13 protein-coding genes are annotated in these 12,561 nt (G+C 42.6%); 5 read left to right on the top strand and 8 right to left on the bottom strand.

What is annotated here, in order from left to right; genetic code table 11:
- A partial coding sequence (locus tag QAS77_RS06260) for a Sua5/YciO/YrdC/YwlC family protein (protein WP_305064503.1) occupies nucleotides 1-1,006 on the bottom strand: 1,006 nt, incomplete at its 3' end.
- Between the two features lie 95 nt (nucleotides 1,007-1,101).
- On the opposite strand from QAS77_RS06260, the gene QAS77_RS06255 reads away from it, so the two are divergent.
- The 3 genes from QAS77_RS06255 to QAS77_RS06245 are packed head-to-tail and all read left to right on the top strand — an operon-like array spanning nucleotide 1,102 to nucleotide 4,273.
- The gene (locus QAS77_RS06255; protein WP_250866959.1) at nucleotides 1,102-1,755 is read left to right on the top strand and encodes a thymidylate synthase; all 654 of its coding nucleotides are present in this window, start codon (nucleotides 1,102-1,104) and stop codon (nucleotides 1,753-1,755) included.
- Nucleotides 1,756-3,039 carry a 3-phosphoshikimate 1-carboxyvinyltransferase gene (gene aroA, locus QAS77_RS06250; protein WP_305064502.1) on the top strand — a complete coding sequence of 428 codons (1,284 nt, stop codon included), beginning with the start codon at nucleotides 1,756-1,758 and terminating at the stop codon, nucleotides 3,037-3,039. It begins immediately after the preceding gene.
- Between the two features lie 34 nt (nucleotides 3,040-3,073).
- On the top strand, nucleotides 3,074-4,273 hold the full coding sequence (locus QAS77_RS06245; protein WP_305064501.1) for a geranylgeranyl reductase family protein: 1,200 nt from the start codon (nucleotides 3,074-3,076) through the stop codon (nucleotides 4,271-4,273).
- A gap of 5 nt (nucleotides 4,274-4,278) precedes the next feature.
- Here the strand turns inward: QAS77_RS06245 and QAS77_RS06240 are convergent, their stop codons facing one another.
- The 6 genes from QAS77_RS06240 to QAS77_RS06215 all read right to left on the bottom strand — a co-directional run bounded on the left by QAS77_RS06240 (nucleotide 4,279) and on the right by QAS77_RS06215 (nucleotide 8,999).
- Nucleotides 4,279-4,782, bottom strand: coding sequence for an amino acid-binding protein (locus QAS77_RS06240; protein WP_305064500.1), 504 nt, complete (start codon nucleotides 4,780-4,782; stop codon nucleotides 4,279-4,281).
- Between the two features lie 241 nt (nucleotides 4,783-5,023).
- Nucleotides 5,024-5,932, bottom strand: a complete 909-nt coding sequence (locus tag QAS77_RS06235) for an energy-coupling factor ABC transporter ATP-binding protein (protein ID WP_250866963.1) — start codon at nucleotides 5,930-5,932, stop codon at nucleotides 5,024-5,026.
- Nucleotides 5,929-6,693, bottom strand: coding sequence for a cobalt ECF transporter T component CbiQ (gene cbiQ, locus QAS77_RS06230; RefSeq protein WP_305064499.1), 765 nt, complete (start codon nucleotides 6,691-6,693; stop codon nucleotides 5,929-5,931). The genes QAS77_RS06235 and cbiQ overlap by 4 nt, the downstream gene beginning before the upstream one ends.
- A 17-nt stretch (nucleotides 6,694-6,710) precedes the next feature.
- The gene (locus tag QAS77_RS06225) at nucleotides 6,711-7,100 is read right to left on the bottom strand and encodes a hypothetical protein (RefSeq protein ID WP_305064498.1); all 390 of its coding nucleotides are present in this window, start codon (nucleotides 7,098-7,100) and stop codon (nucleotides 6,711-6,713) included.
- A 44-nt stretch (nucleotides 7,101-7,144) separates the two neighbouring features.
- A complete protein-coding gene (gene cbiM, locus QAS77_RS06220; protein WP_305064497.1) occupies nucleotides 7,145-7,771 on the bottom strand; it encodes a cobalt transporter CbiM in 627 nt (208 codons plus the stop codon).
- Between the two features lie 73 nt (nucleotides 7,772-7,844).
- Nucleotides 7,845-8,999: a PGF-CTERM sorting domain-containing protein gene (locus QAS77_RS06215; protein ID WP_305064496.1), complete on the bottom strand. Its 1,155-nt coding sequence runs from the start codon at nucleotides 8,997-8,999 to the stop codon at nucleotides 7,845-7,847.
- Between the two features lie 523 nt (nucleotides 9,000-9,522).
- Between QAS77_RS06215 and QAS77_RS06210 the strand changes: the two genes are divergently transcribed.
- The gene (locus tag QAS77_RS06210; RefSeq protein WP_305064495.1) at nucleotides 9,523-10,800 is read left to right on the top strand and encodes a homocitrate synthase/isopropylmalate synthase family protein; all 1,278 of its coding nucleotides are present in this window, start codon (nucleotides 9,523-9,525) and stop codon (nucleotides 10,798-10,800) included.
- Nucleotides 10,801-10,919: 119 nt separating this feature from the next.
- Nucleotides 10,920-11,138, top strand: coding sequence for a hypothetical protein (locus tag QAS77_RS06205; protein WP_305064494.1), 219 nt, complete (start codon nucleotides 10,920-10,922; stop codon nucleotides 11,136-11,138).
- A gap of 120 nt (nucleotides 11,139-11,258) precedes the next feature.
- Here QAS77_RS06205 and QAS77_RS06200 read toward each other — a convergent pair whose 3' ends face one another.
- Nucleotides 11,259-12,272, bottom strand: a complete 1,014-nt coding sequence (locus tag QAS77_RS06200; protein ID WP_305064493.1) for an isocitrate/isopropylmalate dehydrogenase family protein — start codon at nucleotides 12,270-12,272, stop codon at nucleotides 11,259-11,261.
- Between the last annotated feature and the right edge of the window lie 289 nt (nucleotides 12,273-12,561).

Genomic DNA, 12,561 nt, shown 5'->3' with positions numbered 1-12,561 from the left:
CGGGTAGGTTTGCCGAGGTCATTACATACACAGAAGCCAAAGTGTTATGGAAAAGAAGATGATGGATACCAGAATAAGGCAACATCACACCAACATTGCACAATTGCGGAGAGATCGACGACAGAGACAGTATATTTTCCCTTTTATCTAAAACAACTATAGGATTGCTTACATCACACAACAGTTCTTCTTCTTCGGAATTAACAAAGGCAAATGACCTCACATGCCCAATGTCCTTTGCCATGACTGCAAATGGTTGCTGTGGTCTTTGGAGTTTTCTCCTTAGCAATTCCACCACATTGTCCTTTGAAGCATCACATATAATGTGGAACCCTCCATATCCTTTAACGGCAATGATCTTACCTGAATCGATCGCTTTTGCACAATCCACGATCGCACTATTACCAAAAGAGCTGGAGTTGCCATTTTTATCTGCAAAGGTGATGTTGGGACCACAGTTCGAACAGCAAATTGTTTGCCCATGGAAACGACGATCTGAACAGGAGATGTATTCCTGAGCACAATAAGCGCATGGAATAAAAGCACCCATGGATGTATTTTGCCGATCATAGGGAAGTGCATGTGAGAATGTATAGCGAGGCCCGCATTCCGTGCAGGATATGAAAGGGTACTGATAGCGCCTGTCATGAGGATCGAACAATTCATTGAGACACTTAGGGCAGATACCAATATCCTGTATCATTATCGAATCAGGAGTTGTTTCGGATCTACTGTCAAGGATAGAAAAATCCCTGTAATTGGAATTGATCGATCCATTCACCTCAACTGTATCGATCTTGCTCCGAGGTGGATTTTTAAAATTGAGGTCATATAGAAATCGATCGATATTTGACATATTACCTTCGATTACGATCTCCACACGCCCTCCGGTGTTTCTGACATAACCATGCAGACCATACTTTTTAGCAATGCGATAGATGAACGGGCGAAATCCCACACCCTGTACGACACCCCTTACCAGTATCCTCTTGCAACCCCCAGCCATTGTTTTTTATTCGTCCCGATGTTTTAAGATGTTTTTAATAGATACCTATATTAGAAGGATAATGCTTATTTAAGTACATTAGTGGAGAATTTGTCATGACGCATGATGCTGCAATTGGAAGGATCATAAAAGCCCGGACTATAAGCGATGCATGGTATCGAGGACTCAATGTCATATGGAACCATGGAAGTGTGATTACCGATGAGCGTGGGAGCCAGATACGCGAATTCATGAACCTTATGGTGGTTATCGAGGACCCGTACAGTAATGAGATACCTGAGGATAGCGCCTGGAACCATGAGAGGCTGGAAGAATATGCAAAACAGCTTATTACAGGGGAAAATGCACAGGATTTCGAATACACCTACGGTCAAAGGCTCAGGAACTGGGATGGTAAGGTCGACCAGATAGAGTATGTCATCGAGAAACTGACAGACAACAAAACAACACGCAGAGCTACTGCTGTCACATGGGTACCAACGATCGATACCGAAGTGGATGAAGTGCCATGCATGATAATTGACGATTTCAAAATAAGGGATGAAAAAGTGCATCTTACAACATTGTTCAGAAGCCATGATTTTGCCGGTGCATATCCTGCAAACCTGTATGGGCTTTCAAAACTGCTCGAATATGTTGCAGAGGAAGTAGACCTTGCTCCAGGAACGATAACGACCATGAGTGTTTCCGCACATATATACGACCATGATTGGGACAAGATCGAGAAGATCATTAAAGGGGTGCAGTAAATGAAAGTTACAGTAGGAAGATCAGGAGTGCACGGAGAGATCTTTGCACCTCCTTCAAAAAGTTACACTCACAGGGCTATCACAGTTGCAGCCCTCTCAAAAGAATCCATTATCCACAGACCTTTGATCTCAGCAGACACCCAATCAACGATAAAGGCCTGTGAGATGTTAGGTGCATACATAGAGAAGGATGGAGATAAATTATTGATAAGCGGTATTGATGGAGAACCACAAACTCCTGATAACGTTATCGATGTTGGCAATTCCGGAACAACGCTTCGTTTTATGACAGCCGTTTCTGCCCTTGGCCAGGGAACTACCGTTCTTACAGGAGATAATTCCATAAGATCAAGGCCTAATGGACCACTGCTCAATGTATTGAACGACCTTGGAGTTCAGTCCATATCAACACGCGGGAACGGGTGTGCACCAATTGTGGTCACGGGAGGATTAAAGGGTGCTATCGCAAAGATAGATGGTTCCATAAGTTCGCAGTTCATATCAGCACTTCTGCTTGCATGTCCACTGACAAAGAACAGTACGACACTTTCAATAAAGGGAGAACTTAAATCCAAACCTTATATCGATGTCACATTGGACATTCTAGAGAAAGCCGGTGCTGAGATATATCTGGAAGAGAATCATAGCCTTAAGTTCATAATACCTGGTAGCCAGAAGTACAGGCTCAAGGAGTATACAGTTCCCGGAGACTTTTCCTCGGCTTCATATCTTCTTGCAGCGGCTGCAATGACCGATACGAAGATCAAGGTCAATAATCTGTACCCATCCATGCAGGGAGATATTGCCATCATTGACATCCTCAAGGAAATGGGTGCCAATATCTACTGGAACAAAGAGGAAGGAACCGTGGAAGTAAATGGAGGAAAACTTCACGGTATTACAATGGATGCCGGTGCAACACCTGACCTCGTACCTACAGTCGCGGTCCTCGGTGCAGTTGCAGAAGGTGAAACGGTCATTACCAATGCCGAACACGTCAGATACAAAGAAACCGACAGGCTTCATGCAATGGCTCTAGAACTTAATAAAATGGGAATCTCCACAAGTGAGGAAAAGGACAAGCTCACCATAAAAGGAGGAGAGCTTAAAGGTGCGGAGGTCCACGGCTGGCACGACCACCGCATAGTGATGTCGCTGACACTTGCCGGAATGATAGCCGGTAATACGACCATCGATACTGCAGAAGCCATCTTTATCTCATACCCGAACTTCTTCGATTCAATGCGTTCTATCGGAGCGGATGTCATCCTAAGCGAACAGTGATGAAGAAGATGTATTTTCTTCAGGTCAGCTTCCCATGATATACGATGTAGTGGTTGTCGGCGCAGGACCAACTGGCTCTACAGCAGCGCGTTACGCAGCAATGGCCGGTGCGAAAGTGCTCATTATCGAAGAGCATGCTTCCATCGGGACTCCCGTGGAATGCACAGGATTGCTGAGCACACGTGCTGTTTCGGAGTGTGATGTACGTCCTGAAGATGATTTCGTATTGAACAGTGTTCGCGGGGCTTTCGTGCATTCCCCGAACGGAACCTGCCTGCCCATTGATGGAAAACGGACAAAGGCCTATGTCGTTTCCAGAAAGATATTTGACCGCCATCTTGTCTCGCTTGCAGTTGATACCGGAGCAGAGCTCATGCTTAAGGGCAGGGTCACAGGGATACAACAAAAAAACGGGATACAACTCCTTTCGGTCATCCACATGGGAAAGATGATAACCGTCAGATCGAAAATCATCATCGGTGCAGATGGTGTCAAGAGCAACGTTGCCAGATATACAGGGCTTGGAAAGGTTGACAGGATCCTTTCAGGAGTACAGACAGAAGCCCTTTACAACTCAAATGACACTGATTTTGTGGAACTGTTCGTTGGTTCACAGGCACCTGGATTCTTTGCCTGGACAGTACCTGTCAATGAAAGGATATCAAGGATAGGACTGGCAGTAGAACCAGGAAATGAACACAATGCAATAAACTACCTGAGGAACATTGTGAACAAGAACGAACATCTTGCAGGTAACTACACCAGCAACATGCTTGACCTTGTTGTCGGAGGAATACCGATCGGTCCGCTTAAGAGGACATATTCAGATGGCGTCCTCATTGCAGGCGATGCCGCTGGACAGGTTAAACCCACTTCAGGAGGAGGGGTTTATACCGGTGCGGTTTGTGCAAAGATAGCTGGACAAGTTGCAGCCGAAGCTGTTAGTGAGGAGAACTTTTCGGCAAACAGACTGAAAGAATATGAAAGCAGATGGAAAGCAGCTCTTGGTCGTGAACTTAGAACAGGAATGAGGATACACGATTTCATGGGCGGGCTGACCGACAAAGAACTGGATGACCTTATCGGTTCAATGAACAATAATGCGCTCCTCGAGCTTATCACAAAATACGGAGATATGGACCATCCGTCCATACTTATCAAAAAGCTACTGAACCCTATGAACTCACGTCATTTGATAGGGGTTTTCAGAGCATTTGCAAAAGCTGTTCTGTGAAAGCATCAATAGATACTTACGCCTTTTACGCCGGGAAGCTGTAAGATATCACTGACAAGATCTCCCGGTACTTTGGAATCAGTGATTATGGTCAACTTTGCTTCGTTGTTGAAATAAGGATCATCTGATACCGCCTGCCTGATACTGATGTTGTAGGAAAAGATCAACTTTGAAACGCTGTACAGGATGCCAACATTCGCAGCATCATCAGGAGTTATTATTATTACACCAAGACCTAGAGCAGGAGCTACATCACGAAGGAAAGGTATGGACGTGACGTTCTGGAAGATATTCTTCAATAGTTCATCCGAGAGTATGGTGTCGGTAGTTGCATCTACGACCCTGCGGTCCACACCTGCTTCTTTTGCAAGCTGAGTGTGAGGGATCTCGATCGAGCCTGATGTTACCTTGCCATCGCTATTTACCTGAAACCCACGTTCGAAGAGTAACTTAATTACCTTCTGCTGTGCAGGGTGTTTTTCGAACTTCTTGAGTACTGTGCTCCACATGATTACCATCTTGTTTCCCAAATTATAAAGATTTAAGCTCTAATCCATACTAAAAAAGAAATAAATAAATATTCCGTTCATGGGTCCTGACACAAAAAAATCAGATCAATATCAGCCCTTTGAACAAAAAGATCTTCCCGATTATTTTAAAACGAAAAAGGCATATATTTGCTGCCTCAAATATATATAATGTATGCATTTCTTGAACAGGTCTCAATGTATGCACTTTTTTGAACAGGAATCAGTGCCTGTAGCTTGATATTACATCATTGACCATTTCATGGGTGCTTTCATGTATATGAAGGCTCATTTTCCCTTCAAGCGCTTCAATTGCTTGTGTCAGTTCTTTAACAGATTCATCTATTGACATAGGAGTTTGATCACAATCCCCCCCAAAACATTTCAGGATCTTGAAAAACTTAAATATATCAGGGGCATCCAGATTGTTTTCTTTTACAAGCACATGATCTGAAAATATATCCCTTGTTGGCCCCTCTGCCACTATAGACCTGTTCAGGACGTAGACCCTGTCTGCCAGCTCAGAGAGAGCATTGATATCGTGCATTGCTATTACAGTGGTGATACCATGGTTCTTGTTCAGGTCATTGATCACTCTTATTAGATCTGCCCTGCTTTTAGGATCAAGGTTCGCTGTAGGCTCATCGAGTACCAGGACCCTTGGCTCCATGGAAAGAACTGCTGCAAGAGCCGCCTTTTTCTTCTGGCCAAAGCTCATGTGATGAGGTACTTTGTCCTCGAATCCTTCAAGACCGACGGTTGCAAGTGCTTTTTTTACCCTTCTGTCCACCTCTTCTTCACTAAGTCCCATGTTAAGGGGTCCGAATGCAATATCATCATAGACCGTAGACATGAACAACTGGTCGTCAGGTTCAGCAAAGACAACTCCGACCTCCCTGATCCTGTCTTCGGTCTTCATGCTCCCGATATTGTTGCCAAATATTTTCACATTGTCCTGCTCAGCGCGGATGACACCATTAAGATGAAGGAAAAGAGTGGTCTTCCCGGCCCCATTTGGCCCCATTATGACGATCTTTTCACCCTGTTCGATCTCAATATTTACATTATCCAGTGCTTTTGTACCATCAGGATATGAATAGTTCAGATCTGTTATACTTATAGCCGTTTTCATGATAAGGACATCCCATATATTATAAATATCAAAACAGTACCAATTAAGATCGCTGCCAATCCGTAATCTGCAGTCTGCATTTTAAATTTAACAATTGTCCTGGACTCTCCGGTGTAACCTTTTGAGGCCATAGAATGATAGACCCTTTCAGCTCTTTCATAGCTCCTGACAAGGATCATGCCAACTATATTGCCTATGATGGAAAGGGAATGCTTGTTTGCTTTTACCTTAAACCCTTTGGCTTTCATTGATGTCCACATGCTAAGGAACTCATCAATAAAAACAAAAATGTACCTATAAGAGAACATCAGCGTCTGGACAAAAGGAGAAGGTACCTTAAGTGAATGAAGTGACTTCATCGTAGTATCCATTTTCGTTGTCCCAAGCATGATCAGAGTAAGCATGATCGATGTTGCTGCCCTTATAACTACAAGGCTGCCATAATAAAGACCATCATAACTGATACTAATTCCGTTATAGGAATAAAGGACATTTCCATCTAATGCAAAAGGCATTACTATCAGAAATGGCATAACAAAGATCAAGCCTGGTTTCATCCTATTGAAGATAAATCCAAAAGGAATTCTTGATACAAGTAAAATGAAGAATGAAAAAAGCAGGCTTGCAAATGCGATCCTTATATCTTCTATAAAAACAAACGAAAAAATAAGAAGGGTAAAAGTAATTATTTTTGCCCTTGGGTCAAATCGATGAATAAGAGAATCAAGTTCTGCATATTTATCAATCTCAGGGTATTTCATTTCAATTACTCCACCAATTAATTATTTCCTTTCTTTGTGGTATAGACCATTGCAATTCCTGCAAGTCCCATAAGGTATCCAAATCCGGTGAAGATCCTCATGAAAAGAGGAAGTTCAGCTGGCTTGTTGTTGCCACCTGTGGCACTTACTATAGCATCACCTTTGTGACCAAACTGGTCAACGACCACATGGTATTGTGTAACACCTTCAACCGGTGCAAAACTTAAGAAACCATCTTCATCGGTCTCTCCTTCATAAAGGAGCTCTTCGGTATCTGCATTAAGTATCTGGTACTCTGCCAACCCCATTGGTGCATCGCCTTCATAGAAAGCCTTTACAATGATCTCATCACCGCTGAACTGTTCTACGAAACACCTATGTGCAGATGCAGTTGGTATAAGTGACATACACAGAATTAATAATATTGTTATAGTGAAAATTTTGGTGGATCTCATTTTTTGTCCTCCTTGTTAAGTGGAAGAAGTTCTGGCTTTACCTTTGCAAGGTAAGCTACTACTGATGCTGTTACTATTGTTTCAATTACCATTATGAGCATGTGTGGGATCACTACAAGCTTTGCCATCATTTCGAATTGCTCTCCTGCTGTAATAAGTGTTATAGCCAGGAAGCCCGTGGTCAGAAGTATTGCAAGACCTCCACAAATACCGCCAATAGCAGGCTTTGAAAGTCCCATACCCGAACCTTTCCTGAATACTGCATAACAGATCAAAGCAGGTGCACCCACATTGAAACTGTTTATTCCTATCGTGGTTATGCCCCCGTGCTGGAACAACAATGCCTGAAGTACCAGACCAATGAACATTGCAGGATATGCAAGTGCGCCAAGGACAACACCCAGTAATCCATTCAGGATAAGATGTACACTTGTAGGTGGTACGTTTATGTGAATAAGTGAAGCAACAAAAAAAGCTGCTGTGAATACGGATAGTTTGGGGATCTGTTCTGCAATGCTGCCCTGTTTTTGAGCCATCTTGAAAGCAAATGCAATAAAAATTATTGAAACGATCCAGCCAAACGCTATAACAGCTGGAGATAGTACCCCATCTGAAATATGCATTATATATCACTCCTTAAAAATAAAATAAAATAAAATGAAAGGGGATTTTGAACCTCTTTTCAATATTAGTTACTTATTTCCTTCTAAAAAGACAGATTGCACCAAGGATACCTGCAATTGCAATTGGGAATCCAAATCCTGGCGTGCTGTTACCTTCAGCTTCTGTTGAGACTTCGGAAGGTTCTGCTGCAACTGCTTCAGGTGCTGCTGCAGGATAGAGGGCAGCTTCAAGTTTCTCGGACTTTTTCTGGAGCTGTTTTGCTTCATACTCTACCTTGTGGACAGCGTCGTGTGATGCAGATGCATGGGTAAGGTATGGTACCTCAAGCTCAAGAATTTTGTGAACAGCCTCATTTTGGGCCAGAAGCTCGTCCATGACCACCTGTGCGTGGTCATTGATCTCACCGATCTTGGCCTTGACAGCAGCTTCATTTGCAGCCGGCTCTGCAGCGAGGGTCTTTAGCTCATCGATGTCCTCGAGAATTTCCTTTGATGCATGTTCTGTGGTATGGGACGCAAGGTGTACTTGCTTGGCATAGTCCCTCCATTGCTGATCAAGTGACTCATCTTTGACTAAACACTTAGTCTCAAGAAGTATGGTGGTAGAATCATCAAGCATATCGTTTGCAATTCCTTCCATAGCTGTTACGTGTATTCCAGCATCGCCTTCAAGTACTACAGCTTCTGCAAAACCAAGGTCTTCCTCTACTTCTGCAGCGTGGGTCTTGATGTGATCTGCAATTGAACCTGCTTCGGTTACAGAGTTTTTGATATCTGCTGCATACTGCTGGTGTGATTCAGGTGCATCAGAAAGCATCTTCTGAAGGTCTGCGTCCTTGCTGTCGATAAGCTCAAGTGCTTCATCAGCATGTTCGTTGATCTCACCAAGGGCGATCATGATCTCCTCTTCATTTGCTTCAGGGTCAGCAGCGAGTACTTTAAGCTCCTCTGCATGTTCCTTAATGTGCGCTCCGATATGTTCGATATCATGGGAAGAAAGATGGATAGATTCTCCTGCAGCCCTGAGGTCATCATCCAGACCTTCATCATCGGCAATTAACATGGTCTGGTCGTGAATTGTTGCGGACATCTCAACAAGTTCTTCTGCGTGCTCAATAACCTCATCGATAGCCATATTCACATCCCCGTGAGCGGATGCAGGCAATACGCTTGCTACCATTAGGACAAGTGCTATTATTGCAATTCCAAATATTTTATTAAAATTCATATATTCTCACCTATATTTTAACTCAAACATCCTGATATTTCAAACATCATAACATTCATACTATGTTTTGTGTTACAGGCTGTAAAATAGAATCATATATATATAGTTTACCGTTTGATAACATTTGTATACATGTTGGGTAATAGTTGTTAATTGAAGCCACCCCATATCAAATTTGCAATGACAAATAAACAGTAACATCGTAAACTTTAAAAAGATAAATAAAAAGAGAAGGGCATATCACATCTGAATAACCGCCGGGTAACAGTGTAAACTTTCGAAGAATAAACTAAGTGATGCGGCACAACCCAGGCGGCTTGAAAAAGAAAGACATTTTAAGGATAAAGTATTACAGGTGTTAAATCAAAAAGAAAACTCAATTAGATATGATGTTTTTTACAGACAGGTTCCTATTCAAAAAAACGGACTGTTCTTAAACCGTTTTGTCACCAAGAAATATAAAGGACCTGTGATGCCTTAAACTACAAAGTTTCACAGTCGTAAACATTCAAGGAGGTAATTTATGAAATTATACAAAACTTATGACGATCTTCCAAAGATCAAGCTCCCAAAGGGACAGGAAGTAAGTATAAGTGATAGTACCCTACGTGATGGGGCTCAGATGCCCGGTATTGTATTAAAGGCAGATCACAAAGTGAAGATCTATGAGTATCTGCACAAGATAGGAATTGAAAAACTTGAGACATTTGTGTATAATAAGCGTGACAGAAACGCCATTAGCATGATGTTGGACAGAGGTTATGAGTTCCCGGAGGTCACCGGTTGGGCAAGAGCTGTCACCAGTGACATTGATCTGGTACTGGATATCGGTGCTATCGAAGAGACGGGAATATTGATGTCCGTCTCAGATGTACACATTTTTGACAAGATGGGACTGCCAAGCAGGGAAGCTGCCGAGGAAAAATACCTTGATGCATTACAATATGCGGTAGACCACGGCCTTAGGACACGTGCACATATTGAAGATATGACACGTGCAGATAACGTTGATTTTGTCTATCCAATGATCAAGAAGATCCTTGAGATAGATCCAAAATGCACCATCCGTCTTTGTGACACCATTGGGTTCGGAGTTCCATTTGTAGATGTTGAAGAACCATTCGGAATACCCGAAATGGTCAGACATGTCAAAGAAGAGCTAAAAGCTGTCAATATCGAAACCCATTGTCACGATGATTTCGGTCTTGCTGTGGCAAATTCCATCGCTGGATACTGGCACGGTGCTAACTGGTCAAATGTGACGTTCCTCGGTATCGGTGAACGTGCAGGTAATGCTGAATTGGAGAAGTTGTTGCTGTTCCTCGGAAGGAGGGTAGAAGGCTTTGATAAGTACAACCTCGAATCCATTTTCGAATTTGCAAAATTCATGCAAAGTGAGGTAGGCATCAGGATCCCGAGGAACAAATCCGTTGTAGGGAACAATGTCTTTGCACACGAATCAGGTATCCACGCAGCAGGTGTCATCAAGAACCCATTCACCTATGAACCCTATCCACCAGAGGTCGTTGGAGGAGAGAGAGCTTTCCTTATAGGCGATTCATCAGGCATCGAGGTTCTGCGTTTCAAGGTAGAGGATACACTTCATGACCTTCTGGACGTCAAGATCACTGTCGAAAAGAACGATCCACGCCTCAGGGCCATCCAGAAGGATATACATGACCTCTACAACAATGAAAAACGTGTATCATGCATCTCCGATGAAGAGATACAGGCATACGTTGAAAAATACTTCCTCTTCGAGCCTATCGTTGAGAAAAACATGGCAAGAAAGACCCTCTGAAAGCTTGTCCGCTAATATGCGGATAAGCAACGTTCTTTTTTTAAAATTAGATTATCATCATAGAGATATGCTCACTGAGTGGTGGCTTTGGATTTATCGATATTCACCATACCAAATGCATGTTCGCAACAGAACGAAAAGAGATAGAATCCATCGGGAAACAAAAGGTAGAACTGGTAAACTCATTCAAAGCCATGAAGGAAACTTTTGAAAAGGAAGATGATAAAACTCCCGATGCTATAAAACTTAAAACGCTTCAGTATGTTGATTCAAGAGCAGAAGAGATGGAAAATGAGATGGGAAAACTTCTTGAGAGATTGAAAGGAAATGTTGGCTAAATAAAAAGATCTCATTTCGTTAATGGAAATGGAACAATAAAAAGAAGGTGCATAAGGCATTAAGCCTTATGCGAAAAAGTCCCATTCTCGCCAGAGCCGGACTTACGTATAATTTTTAATTTACAACTTTGAGATGATAGCGTCGGTCATCTCGCTAAGAGCTGCATTTCCACCAATGTCATAGGTGAGATGCTTACCTTCTGAAATGACATCCTCTGTTGCCTTGAAGATCTGTGCAGCTTTATCGCCCTCATCAAGATAGTCAAGCATCCATGCACCTGCAAGAATGGTTGCCACAGGGTTTACCTTGTCCAGACCTGTGTATTTTGGTGCTGAACCGTGTGCTGGTTCGAACATTGCGAAGTTGTCACCGATGTTTGCGGAGTAGATAAGACCGATACTGCCGATAAGTGCGGAACATTCCTCACTGATGACATCCATGAACAGATTGGTTGAAAGCAAGATCTTGTTGTTGAACAACTGTGGGTTCTTGATAAGCTGTTGTGCAATGTTGTCAACGTGGTATTCCCATACATCGATACCAGGATAACCTTCTGCGACCTTCTCAACTTCTTCAAGGAAAGTACCACATGTCATTTTCAGGATGTTGCTCTTGTGGATAGGAACAACTGTATCGTAGCCCCTTTTCTTTGCTTCTTCGAAAGAGTAGGTTGCAATGTTCTTACATGCAGGGCGTGTGATCTTCCTTATAGCAATGTAAACGTCATCTGTAAGCTTGACTTCCTCACCGATGTACATTCCCTCTGTTCCTTCACGGACACAGACAAAGTCTACATCCCCAAGTGGATTGTTGGTGTTTGGGAATGTCTTGATAGGACGGACATTTGCATAAAGGTTGTATTTCTGCCTGATGGATACTGCCACACTTCTAGGAGAACCTGCTCCGCCAGGTGTTGTTGTAGGACCCTTGAAACATGCATCTGCTTCATCAAGGATAGACCAGGTATCTTCAGGAACCAGGGAGTTGCCACCGTTCTTTTCCCACCACTGTGCACCTGCATCACATTTTACGAACTCTACATTTGTACCAACCGCTTCTGCCACCTTTACCATAGCATCCACAAGTTCAGGTCCAACCCCATCGCCTTCAATTACTGCTGCAGTTTTACTCATGTTATTAGTTCCTTATTATTTTAGAATAGTATTGATCAAATGAATTGTGTGACTTATTCACACATTGTATGGGTGCACCTTATTCTTACATAGTATATATAAGATATGGAAAATCAAAATCATAGCATTACTCGCAATGATTGTCTAATTGTAACTATTCAGCCATCCTCACGTTTTTGATATAAACTTAGAATACTCAACACAATTCCATCAGTGCTTGATATTGATTTTACCAAAAAACAATATACTATGCCTCTATTTTAGTCACTCCCTGAAATTCAACCTGGTT

It is taken from the genome of Methanococcoides sp., from assembly GCF_030594565.1.
Lineage (GTDB): Archaea > Halobacteriota > Methanosarcinia > Methanosarcinales > Methanosarcinaceae > Methanococcoides > Methanococcoides seepicolus.
The sequence above is the reverse complement of the archived record's forward strand: the minus strand, read 5'-3'. Positions and strand labels throughout refer to the sequence as shown.

Bases quoted from the DNA above. Each gene is read 5' to 3' on its own strand.
- QAS77_RS06255 (WP_250866959.1), top strand. From the start codon at position 1,102: ATGACGCATGATGCTGCAATTGGAAGGATCATAAAAGCCCGGACTATA.
- aroA (WP_305064502.1), top strand. From the start codon at position 1,756: ATGAAAGTTACAGTAGGAAGATCAGGAGTGCACGGAGAGATCTTTGCA.
- QAS77_RS06245 (WP_305064501.1), top strand. From the start codon at position 3,074: ATGATATACGATGTAGTGGTTGTCGGCGCAGGACCAACTGGCTCTACA.
- QAS77_RS06240 (WP_305064500.1), bottom strand. From the start codon at position 4,782: ATGTGGAGCACAGTACTCAAGAAGTTCGAAAAACACCCTGCACAGCAG.
- QAS77_RS06235 (WP_250866963.1), bottom strand. From the start codon at position 5,932: ATGAAAACGGCTATAAGTATAACAGATCTGAACTATTCATATCCTGAT.
- cbiQ (WP_305064499.1), bottom strand. From the start codon at position 6,693: ATGAAATACCCTGAGATTGATAAATATGCAGAACTTGATTCTCTTATT.
- QAS77_RS06225 (WP_305064498.1), bottom strand. From the start codon at position 7,100: ATGTCACTTATACCAACTGCATCTGCACATAGGTGTTTCGTAGAACAG.
- cbiM (WP_305064497.1), bottom strand. From the start codon at position 7,771: ATGCATATTTCAGATGGGGTACTATCTCCAGCTGTTATAGCGTTTGGC.
- QAS77_RS06215 (WP_305064496.1), bottom strand. From the start codon at position 8,999: ATGAATTTTAATAAAATATTTGGAATTGCAATAATAGCACTTGTCCTA.
- QAS77_RS06210 (WP_305064495.1), top strand. From the start codon at position 9,523: ATGAAATTATACAAAACTTATGACGATCTTCCAAAGATCAAGCTCCCA.
- QAS77_RS06205 (WP_305064494.1), top strand. From the start codon at position 10,920: ATGTTCGCAACAGAACGAAAAGAGATAGAATCCATCGGGAAACAAAAG.
- QAS77_RS06200 (WP_305064493.1), bottom strand. From the start codon at position 12,272: ATGAGTAAAACTGCAGCAGTAATTGAAGGCGATGGGGTTGGACCTGAA.